The organism is Streptomyces sp. NPDC048270, assembly GCF_040652335.1.
GTDB lineage: Bacteria > Actinomycetota > Actinomycetes > Streptomycetales > Streptomycetaceae > Streptomyces.
The window spans coordinates 359,730-379,921 of record NZ_JBEZLV010000001.1; the positions used below are offsets into that span (position 1 = coordinate 359,730).

Sequence of the window (20,192 nt, forward strand, 5' to 3'; positions counted from 1 at the left end):
GGCGAGGATTCATGGCTGGTACAAGGGGTTGGGGACGGTGCCGTGCTGCACGGCGTGGGGGCGGACGGGGCGGTCGCGGTAGCCGTCCTCGTAGAGCCGGTTCCGGTTCAGGCAGAGCCGTACGATGCGCTCGCCGAGCAGGTCGAAGAGCTCGTAGCGGTCCTTCAGCTCGGGGAACCGGGCCTGGTGGCGGAGGATCTCCGCCCGTACGAGCGACCAGAACTCGCCCTCCGGGACCCCGAGGCGGTCCTCGCACAGGGCCGCGAGGTAGCGGAAGACGCCGACGAAGAGCCCGGAGTGGATGAACTGGGGCAGGAAGTCGGCGGGCTCGGTGAGCAGCACCGCCCGGACCTCGTCGGGCAGGGAGGCCAGCTCGGGCAGGGGTTCGGCGGCGATGTTGACGTCGTCCACAAAGTCCTTGACCGCGAGCCGGACCGGCACGTCGTGCTCGTCGAAGATCACGATGGCGTTCTCGCCGTGCGGGGAGAAGACGGTGCCGTAGCGGTAGAGGAAGTGCAGGAGCGGTGGCAGCAGGGCGGCGAAGAGGCGCTGCAGCCAGACGCTGGGGGTCAGCCCGGACCGGGCGACGAGCTCGGCGGTGAAGGACCGGCCGCGGGGGTCGGTGTGCAGGAGGCACGCCAGGGTGCGGGCGCGCTCGCCGGGTGCGAGGCGTCCGGTCAGCGGCTCGCGCCAGATCGCGCCGAGGAGCTCCTTGTACTGGTAGGGGACCTCGGGGAGTGCGTCGTAGACGGGGTGGCGGACGGTGACGGAGGCGACCTCGCCCAGCAGGACGACCCCGCATTCCTCGCGGAGGAAGGGGTCGGCGTCGCGGAGGGAGTGGATCCACTCGGTGACGGCGGGGGCCGCGAGGGCCAGATCGCTGGGCAGGCCGCGCCAGACCATGGTGTTGAAGACGGAGAGCGGGAGCTTGACGCTGTGCCGGTCGGGGCGGGTGAGGTTGAGGAAGGTGCGGATCGACTGCTGGGGCAGCCGCATGTCGGGGTCGGCGGGCAGGGGTACGAGGGCGCCGTTGGCGAGTGCGGGGGCGAAGAGCGGGAGGACGACCTCGTCCCACTGCCAGGGGTGGACCGGCAGGTAGAGGTAGTGGAGCGGGTCCAGCCCGCGGTCGCGCAGGGCCTGGTCGAAGCCGGCCCGGGTTGCGGGGTCGAGCTCGGCGGCGTAGAGGCGGGCGGGCTCCTCCAGGCCGGCGGTCCCGCGGTACGCGGCGAGCGAGGTGTGGGCGGCGAGCCAGGGCAGCCGCTGCCGGGTGCGGGCCTCCGGCGCCCAGGCCGCGGCGTCGGCGGAGGAGAGGCCGATGCGGCCCTTGTTGAGGACCAGCCAGGGGTGTCCGGTCTGGTGGCCTTCGAGGTGCGCGTAGTCCAGGTCGGCGAGGACGTCGGCGGTGAGCGCGGTGTGGTCGATCCGGGCGTCGGCGGCGAGGGTGGCGCTGAGCTCGCGGACGAGGTGGCCGAGGGTGGCTCCGTCGAGGCCGAGGAGCGCCCGGGAGCGGACGAGGAAGGCGTACGGGTCCCCGAAGGAGGTCGGCGGCCGCGTGGAGGGGGCGGGCGGGGTGAGGGTGATCGTGTCGGGGTCGACGTGCCAGCTGCCGTACGAGCGGCGGCGGGCGCGGAAGCCGAGGAGGCTGCCGTCGTCCAGGGTCAGGATCCACGCGTCCTGGGCCGCGACCGGGGTGGGCTCGGGGCTGATGATCTCCTCGTAGGCGAACTCGGCGAGCATCTTGGCGAGCAGGCGGCGGGCGGCTCGGTCCCAGGTCGCGGCGGTCAGCTCGGGTGGTGTGCAGGGGTGTTGGGGCGACGGCGGCAGCGGGGATTCCGCGGAGTCGGGGGCTGCGGGGAAATTCGGCACGGGACTCCTCGGAGATCGGGAACTTTGCTGCGTGGCGCAGAGTTTTCGAAGGGAGAGGTGCGAAGCGGCGATGACCGTCGGGACGCGCGGGGCGGCACTCAGAGGAGATTGCGCAGCGCCCGCTCCCGGACCATCAGGGCGGCGCGCTTCTCGGGCAGGTCGATTTCGGTGTGGCAGCGGAAACCAGAGCTCAGGAAAGCCGATACGGAGGGGGTGTTGCGGATGTCCGGTTCCGCGATGACGCGTGTACAGCGAGGGCGGTTGTCGAGCACCAGGTCGGCGACGGCGCGCAGCAGGGCGGTGCCCAGACCGCGGCCGCGGTTCGTGCCGTCTCCGATGAGCAGGTGGATACCCGTGTCGTGCGGGCGCGCCGGGTAGTGGCGGGAGAGCGGGTCGAGGTCGGCCCGGTAGATCTCCCAGTAGCTCATCGGTGTGCCGTTGAGGAGGCCGAGGCAGGGGATGCTGCGGCCGTCGCCGTTGAGTTGGGCCCGCAGGTGGGCGGCGGTGACCTCGGCGGGACCGGCGAGTTCCCAGTAGGCGGCCACTGCGGGGTCGTTCATCCAGCCGGTGAGGAGCTTGAGGTCGCGTCCCGGTCGTACGGGTTCCAGGCGGAAGGCTCCGGCGGCGGTGCGGATGCTGCCCCAGGTGGCCGGGGAGTCGAGGAGGTCGGCTTCGGCGAGCAGGGGGAGCAGCCCGGCGGGGAGCCGCAGTTCGAGGGTGTCGTCGAGGGCGCGGCCCGTGCCGGTGGCGTGGGTGGTGGAGCCGGCAAAGGCGGCGGGGGCGTCTGTGGTGGGCATGGGGCTCTTCCCCGCGTCGGTTCCGACGCGTCAATCGTGGAGGGGGTTGGTGATGGTGACGTAGACGGACTGGGTGTCCACGGGTCCGACGAGTTCGTCGAGGCCGCCCAGGCGGGTGAGCAGGTTCGCCTTGCAGCGCAGCGTGGGCGAGTCGAGCAGCTTCGCGGGGAGCGGGCCCAGGCCTGCGGCCTTGCCGAGGAAGCGGCGGAAGGCGGCGAGGAGCACGCGTTCGTCGGCGAGCCGCTGGGATCCGAAGGCGCCGATCAGGCCGAGCACGTTGTTGATGCCGAGGTAGTAGGCGAAGCGTTCGTCGGTGACGGCGTCGGAGACGAAGGTGTCGCTGAGGCTGCCGATTCCGGGGAGCCGGCGCTCCAGCTGCGTGCGGTGGGACTCGCGGAAGTAGTAGCCCTGGTTGTCGCGGTAGCGGCCGCCGACCGGCCAGCCGGCCGGGTCGAGGAGGACCAGGGTGTTCTGCTGGTGCGCTTCGAGGGCGATGCCGGCGAGCGCGTCGAAGGCGAGGACCGGCAGGACCACGTGGTCGAGGTAGCGCAGGAACCACTCGGCGGCGACGGCGGAGGTGGTGTGTCCGGTGGCGGCGGCCAGGGCGCACACGATCTCGGCGAGCCGGGAGCTCGTGGTGGTCCGGCCGGGCCAGGGGCGGGGTGAGGTGAGCGCGGCGATGCAGACGGCGTCGTCGCCTGAGCGGAAGGGGTTGTGGCGCAGCAGGGCGTCGAGTCCGGGGACGGGGGTGCCGTCCGGGGCGTCGACGGCGACCCAGGCAGGGTCGCGGACGATGTCGAAGCCGGGGTGGGCCGCCTGCCATTGCTCGGCGAGGCCGGTGCGGAGCAGCCGGTGCACTTCGACACCGCGGTGGAGTTCCTTGCGGAGGTTCTCGCGGCGGGAGTTGGTGATGCGCAGGCCCAGGGAGAGCTTGAGCATCGCGGGTGAACCGGGTCGGTGGACGGTGCGGACGGAGGAGGTGGGGTACCAGGGGGCGCCGTGGGGGCCGAGGTCGTGCAGGAGTCCGGCGTCGCGGAGGGCGGCGACGGCGGGCCGCTGGAGCAGGTCGCGGGCCTGCCAGGGGTGGAGGGGAAGGGGGGTGGTGCCGTCGGGGAGCGGAAGTCCGGGGGCGAGGCGGCCCAGGAGCTGGGGAGCGGAGACGGGGCGGCCCCGCTCGGTCCAGGCGGATTCGGTGGCGAGCGCCGAGGGCTCGATGGCGAACCAGTGCAGGGGGAAGGAGCCGTGGAGTTCGGGTGAGTAGCCGCGTACTTCGGCTTCGGAGAGTCCTTCGCGGCTCTTCGGGTCCGGCTGGAGGGGGTGACCGAGGAGGAGGGACTGTTCGGCGGTCAGGAAGCGGTCCACGCCGATGGGGGCGGGGGCGGCCGGGCGTTCGCGCCGGTCGGCGATGAACTCAGCGGTGCGGCGGACCGAATCGGCGACCCGGCCGACGAGGTCGGCGCTGCCTCGGACTGCTCCGGTGTGCGCGTCAGCGCCGGGGCCCGGGGTGGTGCCCGGGCTGGGGGTGGCGCCTTCGCGGGCGATGAGGGCGGCCACGGTGACGGCGTCCAGGGCGCGGGCGGTGGCCGGGGCGCCGGCCAGGCGGGCCGGGCCGAAGCGGTGCCAGCCGGTGGCGGACCAGTACCGGACGGGGACGAGCAGCGCCGAGCCGGAGGCGGGGAGCGGGATGCGCAGGGGGATCCCGGCGGGGCCGTCGGGTCGTCGGATAGCGGCTTCGCGGATCCAGCAGCGGAGCAGGTTCTCCACCGCCGCGGCCTCTGCGGCGATGGCCGGGTCCGGGTGGTCCAGCGGATCGGGGCCGCCGCTCGGGACCGCTCCGGCGGGAACCGCCCACCCGGTCCGGGGTCGGGGCGTGCCGTCCTTCTGCCGTGGCACGGTGGGCGCCGCCCCGACACCGGCCCCGGAACCCTGCGGGTGCGAGGCTCCCCCGGCGGCGGCCGCGATCCCCGGCTGCGGCTGCTCCACCGGGCCGACGGGGGGCGTCGGGGGCACGGCCGGGGCCGATTCCGGGGGCAGGGGGCTGGGCTCGGCTTGGGGAAACCCCTGCCCATGGGCCTCGGCCGGGCCCAGGGCCGAGGCATGCGCCTGCCCCGAAGCCGCGGCCTGAACCTGGGCGGGGCACGCCTCCGCGGGGCCGCCGACCTGGGCTTGTCCCGGGGCCGGGGCCGGGGCCGGGGCTGGGGCCTGGCCATGCACCGGGTCCTGGCCAAGCCCCGAGGCCAAGGCCTGCCCGTGCGCCGGGGGCTGGCTGTGGGCCGGGGTCGGGGGCTGGCCCAGCTCCGAGGCCCAGGTCTGCCCGTGCACAGGAGCCTGGCCATGACCCGCGGCCGGGGTCTGGCCAAGCTCCGAGGCCAAGGCCTGCTCATGCGCCGGAGCCTGGCCATGAGCCGCGGCCGAGGTCTGGCCCTGTACCGGAGCCGGGGCAGCGCCGTGGGCCGGGGTGTCGGCCTGCGCCTTGCCCAAGACGTGGGCCGGGGTCTGCCCGTGGGCCGGAGCCTGGCCGAGAGCCGGGGTCGGGGCCTGGCCAGGCTCCGAGGCCCAGGTGTGCCCGTGCGTCGGAGCCTGGCCATGAGCCGCGGCCGGGGTCTGGCCCTGTACCGGAGCCGGGGCAGCGCCCTGGGCAGGGGCGTCGGCCTGCGCCCTGGCCAGGCTGTGGGCCGGGGTCTGCCCGTGCCCCGAAGCCGGGGTGTGCCCGTGGGCCGACTCCGGGGCCGGGGCGCGCCCCGGAGCCGAGGCTGTGCCGTGGGCCGGAGCCTGGCCGAGCGGTGGAGCCCACGGCTGGCCCTGGGCCGGGGGCTGGGCCGGTCCCTGGGTCGGGGTCGGGGGGTGGCCCGGAGCCCAGGCCTGGCCTTGAGTCGGGGTGGGGGCTGGGGGGTGCGTCGAGGCGTGGGCTTGGGATGGAGGCGGGGGCGAGGGTTGCCCTTGGTGCGGGCCTTGGGGCGGGGTTTGAGCGTGTACCGGGCCCTGCGCCGGGGCTTGGGGTGGGGATTGGCCGGGTGCCGGGGGCAGGGCCGGGGCTTGGGGTGGGGATTGGCCGTGCGTCGGGGCCCTGGTTGGGCCTTGGGGTGCGGTGTGACCGTGCGCCAGGCCTGGGGGTGAGGATGGGGGCGGGGCTTGGCCGGGTGCCGGGGGCAGGGCCGGGGCTTGGGGTGGGGCTTGGCCGGGTGCGGGGGGCTGGGCCTGGGCTTGGGGTGGGGGCTGGGTGGGCGGGGTTGGGGGTGGGGTGGGCTGGTGGGGATCGGGCATCGGGGGTCCTCGGGGTGCGGGTCAGGGGGTCCGGCGGGCGGCGGACGGGATGGCGTCGGCCAGGCGGTCGAGGACCGCCGCGGCCTGCTCGTCGGTCAGGGTCAGTGGGGGAAGCAGGCGGACGACGCTGTTGTGGCGGCCGCCGAGTTCGACGATCAGGCCCCGGTCCAGGCATTCCTGGCGGACGGCCTCGGCGAGGGCCGGCGCGGCCGATCCGGTGTCGGGGTCGACGAGTTCGACGCCGATCATCAGGCCCCGGCCCCGTACGTGCCCGATGCACGGGTGCGCGGCGGCCAGGCCGCGCAGCGCCGTCAGCATCCGCTCGCCCAGGGCGCCGGCGCGCTCGGCGAGGCGGTTCTCGCGGACGAAGGCGAGCGTCGCGGTTCCGGCGGCCATGGCCAGCTGGTTGCCTCGGAAGGTGCCCGCGTGGGCGCCCGGGGCCCACACGTCCAGGCCCGCCCGGTAGACGATCACCGCGAGCGGCAGGCTGCCCCCGATCGCCTTGGACAGGACCATCACGTCGGGCACCACCCCGGCGTGGTCGACGCCCCAGAAGGCCCCAGTCCGGCCGACGCCCGTCTGCACCTCGTCCGCGATCAGCGGGATCCCCCGGGCCGCGGTGATCTCCCGCATCCGGCGCAGCCAGGCGTCGGGGGCCGGGATGACCCCGCCCTCGCCCTGGACCGGTTCGAGGATCATCCCGGCGGGTGCGGGCACCCCGCCCTTGGGGTCGTCCAGCAGGTTCTCCGTCCAGCGGGCGCCGAGTTCGGCTCCCTCGGCGCCGCCGACTCCGAACGGGCAGCGGTGGTCCTGCGGATACGGCAGCCGGGTCACCCGTACGTCCTGGGCGCCGCCCGAGGCGTCCAGGGCTCCGGCGGTCATCCCGTGGTAGGCCCCGGTGAAGGCGAGCAGCCCGGAGCGGCCGGTCGCGGTGCGGACCAGTTTGAGGGCGGCCTCCACGGCGTCCGTGCCGGCCGGTCCGCAGAACTGGATCCGTGCGTCGGCGGCCAGTTCGGGCGGCAGGTTGGCGAACAGCTCGGTGGTGAAGGCGTCCTTGACCGGAGTGGCGAGGTCCAGCACGTGCAGCGGGGCCCCGGAGTCGAGGACTGCGCGGATGGCCTGGAGGACGACCGGGTGGTTGTGCCCGAGGGCGAGGGTCCCGGCCCCGGAGAGGCAGTCGAGGTAGCGGCGCCCGTCCGCGCCCTCGATGGTCAGCCCGCGGGCCCGGACGGGGACGATGGGCAGCGAGCGCGCATACGTCCGGGCGGCGGACTCCCGTTGTGCCTGCCTGCGCAGGATGCCGTCCGCGAGCACCGGGCCGCCGGCTCCCGGCAACCGGCTTCCCTGCACCGGTACCTGGGCCTGCGATACCTGGGCCTGTGGCACCTGGGCCTGTGGCACCTGGGCTTGGGGTGTCCGGCCCTGAGGTTCCAGGTGCTGGGGCACCTGGAGCGGGGGTGGCTGCGGCGGTGTCTGTGCGGCGGCCGCGGCCGCCGCCGGCTCGGTCAAAGCCACGAGTGTCGGTCCTCCCGCACGGAGTGCTCTTCCGGATTGCGCCTCGAACACGAGCGCTGCCCGCCCATCCCCCGTACGTACCAACGACGCCGGCGGCGACGGATCACGGGTGGGTCCAAGATCCTTGCCCGCCGGGCGGGGACGGCCGGGGAACCGCCGCCCCGGGCTGTGCCGTCCCCAACCTCGGCGGCATAGTGGGGGACTGCACTCCACGCCTCGAATCCACCAGGGGGACGAACGACATGCGACCGAACCGACCGGTCACCGCGATCCTGTGCGCGGCCGCGCTCGCGCTGACCGCCGCCTGCGGGCCCGGCGACGGGGAGGCCGGCGGCGACGCCAAGCCGACCGTGGCGGCGAGCCTTCCGGGCACGGACGGGATCAAGATCCCGGACCAGCTCAAGGACAAGCTCAAGGAGCACGGCATCGACCTGGAGAAGTGGAAGGGGGGCGCGTGGAAGAACTGGAAGAAGGAGGACTGGCTCCGCGAGGCGGGCGACTACATCAACCCGATCATCGAGGACCTGTGGGACCCGGACCGCATGCGTGACGCGGAGCAGCCGAAGCAGCCGGCCGTCGACCCGGACGCGGGCAAGGACCAGGGCGTCACCGACCCGGCCCCGGCGCCGGTGGCGGCCAAGGCGGCGAAGCCGCCCTACCACCAGAGCGTTCCGGAGGCCGGCAAGGTCTTCTTCGACGGGCCCGAGGGCTCGATGGTCTGCTCGGCGACCGTGGTCAAGGACCCGGCCCACCCCGGCAAGTCCAACCTGGTCTGGACGGCGGGCCACTGCGTGCACGCGGGCAAGTCCGGCGGCTGGTACCGCAACATCGCCTTCGTCCCCTCGTACAACAACGCGGGCAAGCCCGCTGCGCAGCTCAAGGGCGCGCCCCGCGAGCAGGTGGCCCCGTACGGCGTCTGGTGGAGCGACTGGGCGCAGACCTCGGACCAGTGGATCGCGACCGGCGGTCCGACCGGCGGCGCGGGCGCCCCGTACGACTTCGCGGTGCTGCACGTGACCCCGGAGAAGGGCAGCGGCAAGTCCCTGGAGGAGACGATCGGTTCGGCGCTCCCGGTGGAGTTCGCCGCTCCCGCGGTGCCGAAGGTCGCGGGCATCACGGCCACCGGCTACCCGGCGGCCTCGCCGTTCGACGGGCAGAAGGCCTACCAGTGCGCGGACAAGCCGGGCCGGCTGTCGCTGACGGCGAACGACCCGGTGATGTACCGCATCGGCTGCACCATGACGGGCGGTTCCTCCGGCGGCGGCTGGGTCGCGGCGGGTGCTGACGGCAAGCCTGCGCTGGTGTCGAACACCTCGATCGGCCCGGCCAAGGCGGGCTGGCTGGCCGGACCCCGGCTGGGTCCGGAGGCGAAGGGCATCTTCGACGCGGTGAGCGGCAAGTTCAAGTAGCGGCCCACGTCCAAGTGGCAGCCCACGTCCGAGTGGCAGCCGAAGTTCCTGGCAGCCGCAGCAGCCCCGGGTGCGAGCAGCCCGCGGCACCCGGCACCCGGAACGGCCGAGGCCCCCTGCGTCGCAGGGGGCCTCGGCCGTTTTCACACGTGTGCGTGCGTCACCGCTTGGCGAGCGCGTACGGAGCCAGGTCCGCCGCCAGCTCCTGGTGGACGCGCACCTTGATCAGGGTGCCGTCGGGGGTGTGCTCCTCGGAGAGCACCTCGCCCTCGGCGTGCGCCTTGGCGACGAGCGAGCCTCGGGTGTACGGCACCAGGGCCTCCACCTCGACCTCGGGCCGCGGCAGCTCGGAGTCGATGAGCGCGAGGAGTTCCTCGATGCCCAGGCCCGTGCGCGCCGAGACGGCGATGGAGTGCCGCTCGATGCGCAGCAGCCGCTGCAGGACCAGGGGGTCCGCCGCGTCCGCCTTGTTGATCACCACGATCTCGGGCACGTTCACCGCGCCGACCTCGCGGATGACCTCGCGGACCGCCGCCAGCTGCTCCTCCGGCGCCGGGTGCGAGCCGTCCACGATGTGCAGGATGAGGTCGGAGTCGCCGACCTCCTCCATCGTGGAGCGGAACGCCTCGACGAGGTGGTGGGGCAGGTGCCGGACGAAGCCGACGGTGTCGGCCAGGGTGTAGACCCGGCCGCTCGGCGTCTCGGCCCGGCGCACGGTCGGGTCGAGGGTGGCGAACAGTGCGTTCTCCACCAGTACGCCCGCGCCCGTGAGGCGGTTGAGGAGGGAGGACTTGCCGGCGTTGGTGTAACCGGCGATGGCGACCGAGGGGACCTTGTTGCGGCGCCGTTCCTGCCGCTTGATGTCGCGGCCCGTCTTCATATCCGCGATCTCCCGGCGCATCTTCGCCATCTTCTCGCGGATCCGTCGCCGGTCCGTCTCGATCTTGGTCTCACCGGGGCCTCGGGTGGCCATGCCGCCACCGCCGCCGCCACCCATCTGCCGGGACAGCGAGGCACCCCAGCCGCGCAGGCGCGGAAGCATGTACTGCATCTGCGCGAGTGCGACCTGTGCCTTGCCCTCTCGGGACTTGGCGTGCTGGGCGAAGATGTCCAGGATGAGGGCGGTCCGGTCGACCACCTTCACCTTGACGACGTCTTCGAGGGCGATGAGCTGGCCGGGGCTGAGCTCGCCGTCGCAGACGACGGTGTCGGCGCCGCTCTCCATGACGATGTCGCGCAGCTCGCGGGCCTTGCCGGAACCGATGAAGGTGGCCGGGTCCGGCTTGTCGCGGCGCTGGATCACACCGTCGAGTACGAGGGCACCTGCCGTCTCGGCGAGGGCGGCGAGCTCCGCGAGGGAGTTCTCCGCGTCGTTCACCGTGCCGGAGGTCCAGACACCCACGAGGACGACGCGCTCCAGGCGGAGCTGTCGGTACTCGACTTCGGTGACGTCTTCGAGCTCGGTGGAGAGGCCGGCCACGCGGCGCAGGGCCGCGCGCTCGGAGCGTTCGAACTGCTCGCCGTCGCGGTTTCCGTCGATCTCGTGGCTCCAGGCGACGTCCTCTTCCATCAGGGCATCGGCCCGAAGGCTCTCGGTGAAGCTCTGCGACTCGCGCACGTCCTGTGCGTCCCGCGCGTCCTGGGAAGGGGAAGAAGAGGAGGTCATTGGATCCTTACGTCGATTCGATTCGGATAGCTGACACGTCCAACGTGTCAGACCGCCCCGGGATTCCCGAACGGCCCTGTCGATGGTGACATGCCCGCTGCGGGCGGGTCACACGCTTTTCCCGCTCCATTCCGGGTGGCCGGGCATCGCGGGGGTGGTCTTCCCGTACAGCCACGGCTCCAGGAAGGCGGCCAGGTCCCGCCCCGCCACCTGCGAGGCCAGGCGTACGAAGTCCTCCGTGCCCGCGACCCCGTCCTTGTGCTCCGCCACCCAGCGGCGCTCGAGGCGATCGAAGGCCTCGGTGCCGATCTCCTGGCGCAGTGCGTAGAGGATCAGTGCGGCCCCGTCGTAGACCACCGGCCGGAACAGGCCGATCTTCTCGCCGGGCGCGGCGGCCTTCGGCGCGGCCGGCGGGCCTCCCGCGGCCCGCCACTGGTCGGAGCGCTGGTACGCCTCGCGCATGCGCCGCTCCAGGGAGTACTTGCCGAGACCGTCCGCGTACAGGGCCTCGTACCAGGTGGCGTGCCCCTCGTTGAGCCACAGGTCGGACCAGGTGCGGGGGGCGACGCTGTCGCCGAACCACTGGTGGGCGAGCTCGTGGACCATGACGGACTCCACGTACCACTCGGGATAGCCCTCGCCCGAGAACAGGCTGTGCTCGAAGAGCGAGAGGGTCTGCGTCTCGAGCTCGAAGCCGGTGGTGGCGCGCGCGATCAGCACCCCGTAGTTCTCGAAGGGGTAGCGGCCGACCCGCTCCTCCATCCACGCGATGTGGCCGGCGGTCTTCTTCAGCCAGGGATCCAGCCTCTTGCGGTCGGCGGCGGGCACCACGTCGCGCAGCGGCAGGCCGTGCGGGCCGGTGCCGTGGACGACCGCGGAGCGCCCGACCGAGACCTGGGCCAGTTCGGTGGCCATCGGGTGCCGGGTGCGGTACGTCCAGGTCTTGGAGGAGCCCGTGCGCAGGGCGGCCGCGACGGGCACTCCGTTGGTGACGACCGTGAGCGCCTCCGGGGCCGTGATCCGGAAGGTGAAGAAGGCCTTGTCGGCGGGGTGGTCGTTGCAGGGGAAGACCCGGTGGGCGGCGTCGGCCTGGTTGGCCATGGCCAGGCCGTCCTCGGTGGGCACCCAGCCGCCGTCCGCGCGTCCGCGCGGGTCGCTGGTGTGCCGGACGGTGATGTGCAGCGGCACGTGCGCGGTGACCGGCCGGGCGGGCGTCAGGACGAGGTCCTCCCCCACGCTCTCGAACCGGGCGGGCTCGCCGTTGACCTCGGCGGACGCCACCTTCCCGTGGGTGAAGTCCAGGTTGATGCGGTCCAGCGGCTCCAGTGCGCGGGCGTGGATGACGGTGACGGCGTCGAGGGGGGTGCGGTTGTCCTTGTACGTGAAGGAGAGGTCGTACGAGAGCACGTCGTACCCGGGGTTCCCGAGCTCCGGGAAGAGCCGGTCGCCGATGCCCAGCGGGGTCGGCGGGGGCAGGACGGCGGCGACGAGGGTGAGGGAGGCCGCGGCCAGCAGGGCGGCGCGCAGGCGCGGGGAGGTGAGCTGCATCCACCACCGCATACCAGCGTCCGCCGCACGGTCGGGCACGGCGCGCGACGGGGCCACCCGAACGGGACCTTCCGGCGCGGACGCGGGCTAGCCGCGGGCCGCCCCCGTGGCACGGCCGCACGGGGTGGACGGGCCGGGTGGACGGGCCAGGTGGACGGGCCGCCCTTCCGGCCCGGCCCGATCGGCGCGAGTGACGGCCTAGGCGCGGCTGACGTCGTACACGCCGGGCACGTTCCGCATCGCCCGCATCAGGGCGGGCAGGCCGGCCGCGTCGGGCAGCTGGAGGGTGTAGGAGTGCCGGACCCGCTGTTCCACGGGGGGTTCCACGGTCGCGGAGACGACCTCGACCCCTTCGCGGGCGATGGCCTCGGTCAGGTCGGCCAGCAGATGGGGGCGGCCGAACGATTCGGCGAGCAGCGTGACCCGGCAGTCCGCCGTGGCCCGCCAGTGCACGGCGACGGAGGTGCGGCCCACCGCCCGCATCTGGGCGACCGCGGCGCAGTGGACGCGGTGCACGGTGACGGCCCCGCCCCGGACCACGAACCCGGCGACCGCGTCCGGCGGCACCGGGGTGCAGCAGCCGGCGAGCCGTACGGGGGCGTTCGGCAGGTCGGCGACCGCGTTGGCCCCGCCGCCGCGCGCCCCGACCACCGACAGGGGTGCCCGGGCGGCCGAGGTGGTGGCCATCGCGCGGTCGGGATGGGCGTCGAGCCAGCTGCTGATGGCGATCCGGGCGGCGGGGGTCCGGGCGTGGTCCAGCCATTCGGCGGCGGGGCCGGAGGAGGCGTCCTGGGCGAGCAGCAGCTGCACGGTGTCGCCGTCGGACAGCGGGGAGGACAGGGAGGTGAGGCGCCCGTTGACGCGGGCGCCGATACAGCCGTGGGCCGCCTCGCCGTGCTGCGCGTAGGCGGCGTCGATACAGCTGGCCCCGGCGGGCAGGCCCAGCGTCCCGCCGTCGGCCCGGAAGACGGTGATCTCGCGGTCCTGGGCCAGTTCGGCGCGCAGGACGCTCCAGAAGGTGTCCGGGTCGGGCGCGGACTGCTGCCAGTCGAGCAGCCGGGACAGCCAGCCGGGCCGCGTGGGGTCCACGCGCTCCTCGTACGGATCGGCGGCGGCCGGCGCCCCGGCAGCGGCGGCGGCCGCGGCGGGCGCCGTGGCGTACGGGTTGCCGAGCGCGACCACGCCCGCCTCCGCGACGCGGTGCATCTGCCGGGTCCGCACGATGACCTCGGCCACGTGGCCGTCGGGGGTGGCGACGGCGGTGTGCAGCGACTGGTAGAGGTTGAACTTCGGGGTGGCGACGAAGTCCTTGAACTCCGAGACGACCGGGGTGAAGCAGGTGTGCATCTCGCCCAGCACCGCGTAGCAGTCGGCGTTCTCGCCGACGAGGACGAGGATGCGGCCGAAGTCGGAGCCGCGCAGCTCGCCGCGTTTGAGGGCGATCCGGTGCACCGAGACGAAGTGCCGCGGCCGGACCTGCACTTCGGCGGCGATCCCCGCGTCGCGCAGGACGGTCCGTACGGAGTCGGCGATGGCGGGCAGCGGGTCGCGTTCTCCGGCGTGGGCCGCGATGAGCGCGCGGGTGCGCTCGTACTCCTCGGGGTGCAGGATGGCGAAGACGAGGTCTTCCAGCTCGGTCTTGAGGGCCTGGACGCCGAGCCGTTCGGCGAGCGGGATGAGGACGTCGCGGGTGACCTTGGCGATGCGGGCCTGTTTCTCGGGTCGCATCACTCCGAGGGTGCGCATGTTGTGCAGCCGGTCGGCGAGTTTGATGGACATCACGCGGACGTCGTTGCCGGTGGCGACGAGCATCTTGCGGAAGGTCTCGGGTTCGGCGGCGGCGCCGTAGTCGATCTTCTCGACCTTGGTGACGCCGTCGACGATGAAGCGGACCTCGTCGCCGAACTCCTCGCCGACCTGATCGAGGGTCACGTCGGTGTCCTCGACGGTGTCGTGCAGGAGGGAGGCCGTCAACGTGGTGGTCTCGGCGCCGAGTTCGGCCAGGATCAGGGTGACGGCGAGCGGGTGTGTGATGTACGGCTCACCGCTCTTGCGCATCTGGCCGCGGTGCGAGGTCTCCGCGAGGAGGTAGGCGCGCCGCAGAACGGACAGATCGGCGTCCGGATGGTGGGCGCGGTGTGCCTCCGCGACGTGGCCGATGGCGTCCGGGAGGCGGTCGCGGGACGTCGGCCCGAGCAGGGCGGCGCGTCCGAGCCGGCGCAGATCGAGCCTGGTCCGGCCGCGTCTGCGGAGCTCAGGGCGCGCTTCGGGGTGTGCTTCGGGGTTCGTGGCCTCTGCACTCATGGGCACCTCCGGCGGCTTCGACCGGCGGTGGTGGGCATGGGGTGAGCCCTCAGGGCCGGTGCCTGATGTTACCGACCCCACCACGTGGCGCAGTCCGCCTCTCGCTCAGCGTGAAATGGATCACCCATTAGAGGGAAGCTTCAGGCGAAAGCCGTTTCGGTGAGCCAGGCCGCCTCGAACTCGCCCGCGGCCACGATGACGGCCGGTCCGGTCATGTCGATCCGCCCGTCGGGGTGCTCGGTGATGAGCAGGGTCCCGCCGGGGAGGTCGACGGTGTAGGTGGCCGGGTCGCCGGTGGCGGCCGGGTCCGCGCCGTCGCGGCGGATGGCGGCCACGGCGACGGCGCAGGCGCCGGTGCCGCAGGAGCGGGTCTCGCCGGAGCCGCGCTCGTGCACGCGCATGGCGACGTGGCGGGGTCCGCGGTCGACGACGAACTCGACGTTGACGCCGGTCGGGTAGGCGGACGCGGGGCTGAACGGCGGGGCGGTGTGGAGGGTTCCGGCGTCGTCGAGGCTGTCGACGAAGGCCACGGCGTGCGGGTTGCCCATGTTGACGTTGCGCGCGGGCCAGCTGCGCTCGCCGACGGAGACGGTGACCTCTCCCTCGGGCAGGACGGCCCGGCCCATCGCGACGGTGACGTCGCCGCTCTTGTCGAGGTGGACGTGCTTGACACCGCCCCGGGTGGCGATCGCGAGGTCACCGGGCTCGACGTGGCCGGCGTGCTGGAGGTAGCGGGCGAAGACGCGCACGCCGTTGCCGCACATCTCGGCGATGGAGCCGTCACTGTTGCGGTAGTCCATGAACCACTCCGCTTCGCCGGCCAGGTGGGCGGCGTCGGGGTGGGCGGCGGACCGCACCACGTGCAGGACGCCGTCGCCGCCGAGGCCCGCCCGCCGGTCGCACAGCTTCGCGACGGCGGACGCGGACAGCCCGATGGCGTTGTCCGGGTCCGGAAGGATCACGAAGTCGTTCTCCGTGCCGTGGCCCTTGAGGAAGGAGAGGCTGTTGTGCGTCACCCGCCCATGGTACCGATCCCCTGGTCACGGGCGGTCAGCGGAGCCGCGCCACCCGGTACACCGCGAGGGCTACGAGGGCCAGCGCGGCCACGGCGTACAGCCCGGCCACGCGCCAGTCGGGCCGGCGGCCGCTGCCCCGGGCCGGGAGCCCGGGCCACGTGTAGCCGACGCGGCGGGCGGCCATCATGCCCCAGCCGCCGGCGCAGCAGCTGATGAGGAAGCCGAGCATGGCGACCACGGCTCCGCCGTCGCCGAACTCGAAGGCGAGCGGGAAGGCGAACATCAGCGAACCGGCGGCGCCGAGCATCACGATGGGGGCGATCTGCCACAGGCGCAGGCGGCGCTGTGGACGCAGCTCGACCTCGAACTCCGGCCCGCCCACCTCGATGCCCGCGGTGTCCGGCGCGTCCGGTCCGTCGGGCGTCAGCCCCGCCGGGTCGGCGGGCAGCCCGAGCCCGGCGGCTTCGGACCCCGCTCCGATTCCGGTTCCGATTCCGGTTCCGATTCCGGTTCCGATTCCGGTTTCGCTGCCGCTCCCGTTGCCGTGCTCGTCCGACCGGTGGAGAAGCTTCGGGTCCGCTTCCCGCCGGGTGTTGCCCTGCCCGGTGTCACGAGGGCCGGCCTCCATCGCCACGCGCCCTCCCCACTCGGACCCAGTACGCCGCCATGCACTGCCGGTGACCGCACCGCCAGGAGTTTGATGATGGCACGCCGCCGACCCCCGGACGGGCGCCCGGGGCGTCCCGATGCCATCACGTGATCAGGCTGTGACCGCTCGTTCGACCAACCTCTGCGCGATCCCGGGGAGTTCCCCCCGGTCGGCGGCCGCTCCGCTGAGCCAGTGCACCCGCGGGTCGCGGCGGAACCACGAATCCTGCCGCCGGGCGAACCGCTTCGTGGCGCGCACGGTCTCGGCCCTGGCCTCGTCCTCGGTGCACTCCCCGGCGAGCGCGGTGAGCACCTGCTGGTAGCCGAGCGCCCTGGAGGCGGTGATTCCGTCACGCAGGCCCCGGGCCTCGAGGGCGCGGACCTCGTCCACCAGCCCGTCCTCCCACATCCGGTCCACACGCAGCGCGATCCGCTCGTCGAGCTCGGGCCGGGCGACGTCCACACCGATCTGCACGGTGTCGTAGACGGACTCGTGGCCGGGCAGGTTCGCGGTGAAGGGGCGGCCGGTGATCTCGATGACCTCCAGCGCGCGGACGATCCTGCGGCCGTTGCTGGGCAGGATCGCCTGTGCGGCGGCCGGGTCGGACGCGGCGAGGCGGGCGTGCAGGGCGCCGGGGCCGCGCAGGGTGAGCTCCCCCTCCAGCCGGGCGCGGACCTCGGGGTCGGTGCCGGGGAACTCCATGGCGTCCAGGGCGCCGCGCACGTACAGGCCGGATCCGCCGACGAGGACGGGCGTACGGCCCTGCGCGAGGAGCTTGTCGATCTCGATGCGGGCCAGGCGCTGGTACTCGGCGACGTTGGCGGTCTCGGTGACGTCCCAGATGTCGAGGAGGTGGTGCGGGACCCCGCCCCGTTCCGCGGTCGTCAGTTTGGCGGTGCCGATGTCCATCCCCCGGTACAGCTGCATGGAGTCGGCGTTGACGACTTCCCCGTCGAAATGGCGGGCCAGGGCGACGCCCAGATCGGACTTTCCGGCCGCGGTGGGTCCGACGACGGCGATGACCCGCGGTGCGGGGGCTGCTTTCCTCACCGCCCCAGTCTCGCAGCCCCCGGTCAAGACACGCTCATGTACCCGATCGGGTGAGGTGACGGGGCGGGGACGGGGTCGTTGCCCTGGCGAGGTTACCGGCCGGAGTGCGCCATGCGGCGTACGTCCGGCAGGCCGGTCCGGCCGGGGCGGAACTTCACTCACACGAGTAACGTTATGGGAGTAGACATGGGCGTTTTTGATCGGTTTTTTCGTCGTAAGGACGAGGTTGCGACCGAGGAGGTCGCTGCCGAGGCCGTGACGGCGGAGTCCGGTACGGCCGCCGAGGCCGAGGCCGAGCCGGCGGTTGCGGAGGCTCCGGCGGCGGAAGCCGTGGAGATCCCGAAGCAGCAGTCGGCCGAGGTGGCCGTGGACAGCGAAGCCGGCGAGGGCGCCCGTACGTAGCGACCGCCAACGGAAGGTGACCCATGGGCCTGCTGGACAATCTGAAGGCCAAGCTCGCTCCGGCGAAGGACAAGGTCGGCGACCTCGCCCAGAAGAACGAGGGCAGGATCACCGAGGGTCTGGACAAGGTGGCGAAGGCCGTGGACTCCAAGACCCACGGCAAGTACAGCGACCGGATCACGAGCGGCAAGGGCAAGGCGAAGGACGCCCTGGGCAAGATCGCGCACAAGGACGCCGGCGGGCCGACGCCGCCCGGCGGGCCGACCCCGCCGCCCGGCGGGCCGACCCCGCCGCCCGGCGGCCCGACGCCGCCGCCCGCTTCCTGACGCGGTGACGACGGAGGGGCGCGGGACCGGCTGATGCCGGTCCCGCGCCCCTCCGTCGTTCCGGAAGGCGGGTCCCCACCCGCGGCGGCTAGGACCAGGCCGCGACGAAGTACCCGACCCCGTACGGCGCGTCCTCGTACAGCAGCCGCCCGTCGAGCCCCGCGCCCTCGGCGGCGCCCGCCAGGACCTGCCAGGGGGCCCGTCCGGCGGCCAGGAGCTCGGCCGCGAGCTCCGCGTCGAGGGCGGCGAGCGCGGCCACGTCGGCGGCGCCCAGCGCCCGGCCGGCCGCCGCGTCGAAGGCGGCGGCGCGCTCGTCGAGGTAGCCGGGGGCCTTCAGCGTCCGGCAGGCGCTGCCGTCGCCCATCACGAGCAGGGCGACGCGGGCTTCGCGGGCGGCCAGCTCGCGGCCCGTCTCCAGGCACCGCCCGGTGTCCAGCGGCTGCGCGACCCCCAGCCCCTCGACGGGGGCCGCGCCCCAGCGGGCGCGGCGCAGCAGCCAGGCGCCCACGGCGAGCGAGGGGGGCAGCAGGCGGGGCCCCTCCTCCCCCTCGCCGAGGTGTACGTCGGCCTCGACGCCGAATCCCCGGAAGGAGCCGCGGGCACCCTGCGGGTAGGACCCGAGGTGGTCCCGGTCGGCGGCTCCGACGACGACGAGCAGGTCGGGCCGGGAGGCGGCGAGCACCGCGAGCGCGTCGGAGCAGGCGGTGCGGGCGTCGCCGAGTTCGGCGGCGGCCCCCGCGGCGACCTCCGGCACGAGCAGCGGCGGGGCGGGACAGACGGCAGCGGCTACGAGCATGATCCGCAGCCTAGCCGCCGTCCCCGGCCGGCGGTCAGTCGATCGCGCAGCCCGAGGTGGCGGCGGGCAGCGGGGCCGGGACGCCCAGGGTCGGGATCCCGAGCATGACCCCGGCGGGCTGGGCCGGGGCGGCGTTGCGCTTCTCCCAGGCGTCGCCGGCGCGGGTGCGGCGCACGGCCGGGGTCGGGCCCTCGGCCAGCAGGTGGTGCGGGGCGGCGTAGGTGATGTCCACGGTGACCACGTCACCCGGCCGGACCTCCGCGTCCGGCTTCGTGAAGTGGACCAGGCGGTTGTCGGCGGCGCGGCCCGACAGGCGGTGGGTGGCGCCGTCCTTGCGGCCCTCGCCCTCCGCGACCATGACCTCCAGCGTGCGGCCGACCTGCTTCTTGTTCTCCTCCCAGGAGATCTCCTCCTGGAGGGCGACCAGGCGCATGTAGCGGTCCTGCACGACCTCCTTGGGGATCTGCCCGTCCATGTCGGCGGCGGGGGTGCCGGGCCGCTTGGAGTACTGGAAGGTGAAGGCGCTCGCGAAGCGGGCCTCGCGCACCACGTGCATCGTCTGCTGGAAGTCCTCCTCCGTCTCGCCGGGGAAGCCCACGATGATGTCGGTGGAGATCGCGGCGTGCGGGATCGCGGCGCGGACCTTCTCGATGATCCCGAGGAAACGCTCCTGCCGGTACGACCGGCGCATCGCCTTGAGGATCGGGTCCGAGCCGGACTGCAGCGGCATGTGCAGCTGCGGCATCACGTTCGGGGTCTCGGCCATCGCCGCGATCACGTCGTCCGTGAAGTCGCGCGGGTGCGGGGAGGTGAAGCGGACCCGCTCCAGGCCCTCGATCTGCCCGCAGGCGCGCAGCAGCTTGCTGAAGGCCTCGCGGTCCCCGAGGTCGGAGCCGTACGCGTTGACGTTCTGGCCGAGCAGGGTGATCTCGGAGACGCCCTCGGCGACCAGGGCCTCCACCTCGGCGAGGATGTCGCCGGGCCGGCGGTCCTCCTCCTTGCCGCGCAGGGCCGGGACGATGCAGAAGGTGCAGGTGTTGTTGCAGCCGACGGAGATCGAGACCCAGGCGGCGTACGCGGACTCGCGGCGGGTCGGCAGAGTCGAGGGGAACGCCTCCAGCGACTCGGCGATCTCGATCTGCGCCTCCTCCTGGACGCGGGCGCGCTCCAGCAGCACGGGGAGCTTGCCGATGTTGTGCGTACCGAAGACGACGTCGACCCAGGGGGCCCGCTTGACGATCGTGTCGCGGTCCTTCTGGGCGAGGCAGCCGCCGACGGCGATCTGCATGCCGGGCCGCTTCGTCTTCATCGGGGCCAGTCGGCCGAGGTTGCCGTACAGCTTGTTGTCGGCGTTCTCGCGGACCGCGCAGGTGTTGAAGACCACGACGTCGGCGTCGCCGTCGGAGCCCTCGGGCGCCCGGACGTAGCCGGCGCCCTCGAGCAGACCGGAGAGCCGCTCGGAGTCGTGCACGTTCATCTGGCACCCGTAGGTGCGCACCTCGTATGTTCCCTTGACGTCCACTGCCGTGCTCCGGTCGCTGCTGCTGGTCATGGAACAAGGGTAGGCGGTGCCCGGAGGCCCTC

At 73.6% G+C, this 20,192-nt stretch carries 15 protein-coding genes; 3 read left to right on the plus strand and 12 right to left on the minus strand.

The features are described 5' to 3' along the window. Positions 1-9 precede the first annotated feature (9 nt). From AB0D66_RS01270 to AB0D66_RS01285, 4 genes are all read right to left on the minus strand, one after another. Positions 10-1,866 (minus strand): IucA/IucC family siderophore biosynthesis protein, encoded by a 1,857-nt coding sequence (locus tag AB0D66_RS01270; RefSeq protein WP_362294777.1) that lies wholly within the window; start codon positions 1,864-1,866, stop codon positions 10-12. Between the two features lie 98 nt (positions 1,867-1,964). Then, a complete protein-coding gene (locus AB0D66_RS01275; protein WP_362294780.1) occupies positions 1,965-2,663 on the minus strand; it encodes a GNAT family N-acetyltransferase in 699 nt (232 codons plus the stop codon). Positions 2,664-2,693: 30 nt separating this feature from the next. Further along, positions 2,694-4,646: an IucA/IucC family protein gene (locus AB0D66_RS01280; RefSeq protein ID WP_362294783.1), complete on the minus strand. Its 1,953-nt coding sequence runs from the start codon at positions 4,644-4,646 to the stop codon at positions 2,694-2,696. Positions 4,647-5,948: 1,302 nt separating this feature from the next. Next, entirely contained in the window at positions 5,949-7,262 is a 1,314-nt protein-coding gene (locus AB0D66_RS01285; RefSeq protein WP_362294786.1) for a diaminobutyrate--2-oxoglutarate transaminase family protein, read from the minus strand. A 422-nt stretch (positions 7,263-7,684) separates the two neighbouring features. On the opposite strand from AB0D66_RS01285, the gene AB0D66_RS01290 reads away from it, so the two are divergent. Then, a complete protein-coding gene (locus AB0D66_RS01290; RefSeq protein WP_362294788.1) occupies positions 7,685-8,851 on the plus strand; it encodes a hypothetical protein in 1,167 nt (388 codons plus the stop codon). Positions 8,852-9,011: 160 nt separating this feature from the next. Here AB0D66_RS01290 and hflX read toward each other — a convergent pair whose 3' ends face one another. The 6 genes from hflX to miaA all read right to left on the minus strand — a co-directional run bounded on the left by hflX (position 9,012) and on the right by miaA (position 17,084). Further along, on the minus strand, positions 9,012-10,517 hold the full coding sequence (gene hflX, locus AB0D66_RS01295; protein WP_362294791.1) for a GTPase HflX: 1,506 nt from the start codon (positions 10,515-10,517) through the stop codon (positions 9,012-9,014). Positions 10,518-10,625: 108 nt separating this feature from the next. Continuing rightward, positions 10,626-12,065: a M1 family metallopeptidase gene (locus AB0D66_RS01300; RefSeq protein WP_362294794.1), complete on the minus strand. Its 1,440-nt coding sequence runs from the start codon at positions 12,063-12,065 to the stop codon at positions 10,626-10,628. A 198-nt stretch (positions 12,066-12,263) separates the two neighbouring features. Then, the gene (locus AB0D66_RS01305) at positions 12,264-14,369 is read right to left on the minus strand and encodes an HD domain-containing protein (RefSeq protein WP_362294797.1); all 2,106 of its coding nucleotides are present in this window, start codon (positions 14,367-14,369) and stop codon (positions 12,264-12,266) included. 140 nt (positions 14,370-14,509) lie between these two features. Next, complete coding sequence (gene dapF, locus AB0D66_RS01310; protein ID WP_362294799.1) at positions 14,510-15,385, minus strand: diaminopimelate epimerase; 876 nt, start codon at positions 15,383-15,385, stop codon at positions 14,510-14,512. A 34-nt stretch (positions 15,386-15,419) separates the two neighbouring features. After that, positions 15,420-16,013: a hypothetical protein gene (locus AB0D66_RS01315; RefSeq protein ID WP_362294949.1), complete on the minus strand. Its 594-nt coding sequence runs from the start codon at positions 16,011-16,013 to the stop codon at positions 15,420-15,422. Between the two features lie 132 nt (positions 16,014-16,145). Beyond that, a complete protein-coding gene (gene miaA, locus AB0D66_RS01320; protein ID WP_362294802.1) occupies positions 16,146-17,084 on the minus strand; it encodes a tRNA (adenosine(37)-N6)-dimethylallyltransferase MiaA in 939 nt (312 codons plus the stop codon). A gap of 186 nt (positions 17,085-17,270) precedes the next feature. Here miaA and AB0D66_RS01325 point away from each other — a divergent pair, with 186 nt between their 5' ends. Next, complete coding sequence (locus tag AB0D66_RS01325; protein ID WP_362294805.1) at positions 17,271-17,486, plus strand: gliding motility protein; 216 nt, start codon at positions 17,271-17,273, stop codon at positions 17,484-17,486. A gap of 23 nt (positions 17,487-17,509) precedes the next feature. Continuing rightward, the gene (locus AB0D66_RS01330; RefSeq protein ID WP_362294808.1) at positions 17,510-17,812 is read left to right on the plus strand and encodes an antitoxin; all 303 of its coding nucleotides are present in this window, start codon (positions 17,510-17,512) and stop codon (positions 17,810-17,812) included. An 88-nt stretch (positions 17,813-17,900) separates the two neighbouring features. Here AB0D66_RS01330 and AB0D66_RS01335 read toward each other — a convergent pair whose 3' ends face one another. Continuing rightward, positions 17,901-18,608 carry a hypothetical protein gene (locus tag AB0D66_RS01335; RefSeq protein WP_362294811.1) on the minus strand — a complete coding sequence of 236 codons (708 nt, stop codon included), beginning with the start codon at positions 18,606-18,608 and terminating at the stop codon, positions 17,901-17,903. 34 nt (positions 18,609-18,642) lie between these two features. Then, positions 18,643-20,160 carry a tRNA (N6-isopentenyl adenosine(37)-C2)-methylthiotransferase MiaB gene (miaB, locus tag AB0D66_RS01340; protein ID WP_362294814.1) on the minus strand — a complete coding sequence of 506 codons (1,518 nt, stop codon included), beginning with the start codon at positions 20,158-20,160 and terminating at the stop codon, positions 18,643-18,645. Positions 20,161-20,192: the final 32 nt, after the last annotated feature.

What these genes read in the sequence shown, in the direction of transcription:
- AB0D66_RS01315 (WP_362294949.1), bottom strand. Translation starts at nt 16,013, where the DNA reads ATGGAGGCCGGCCCTCGTGACACCGGGCAGGGCAACACCCGGCGGGAA.
- AB0D66_RS01330 (WP_362294808.1), top strand. Translation starts at nt 17,510, where the DNA reads ATGGGCCTGCTGGACAATCTGAAGGCCAAGCTCGCTCCGGCGAAGGAC.
- AB0D66_RS01325 (WP_362294805.1), top strand. Translation starts at nt 17,271, where the DNA reads ATGGGCGTTTTTGATCGGTTTTTTCGTCGTAAGGACGAGGTTGCGACC.
- AB0D66_RS01300 (WP_362294794.1), bottom strand. Translation starts at nt 12,065, where the DNA reads ATGCAGCTCACCTCCCCGCGCCTGCGCGCCGCCCTGCTGGCCGCGGCC.
- hflX (WP_362294791.1), bottom strand. Translation starts at nt 10,517, where the DNA reads ATGACCTCCTCTTCTTCCCCTTCCCAGGACGCGCGGGACGCACAGGAC.
- AB0D66_RS01305 (WP_362294797.1), bottom strand. Translation starts at nt 14,369, where the DNA reads ATGAGTGCAGAGGCCACGAACCCCGAAGCACACCCCGAAGCGCGCCCT.
- AB0D66_RS01290 (WP_362294788.1), top strand. Translation starts at nt 7,685, where the DNA reads ATGCGACCGAACCGACCGGTCACCGCGATCCTGTGCGCGGCCGCGCTC.
- miaB (WP_362294814.1), bottom strand. Translation starts at nt 20,160, where the DNA reads ATGACCAGCAGCAGCGACCGGAGCACGGCAGTGGACGTCAAGGGAACA.
- AB0D66_RS01275 (WP_362294780.1), bottom strand. Translation starts at nt 2,663, where the DNA reads ATGCCCACCACAGACGCCCCCGCCGCCTTTGCCGGCTCCACCACCCAC.
- AB0D66_RS01335 (WP_362294811.1), bottom strand. Translation starts at nt 18,608, where the DNA reads ATGCTCGTAGCCGCTGCCGTCTGTCCCGCCCCGCCGCTGCTCGTGCCG.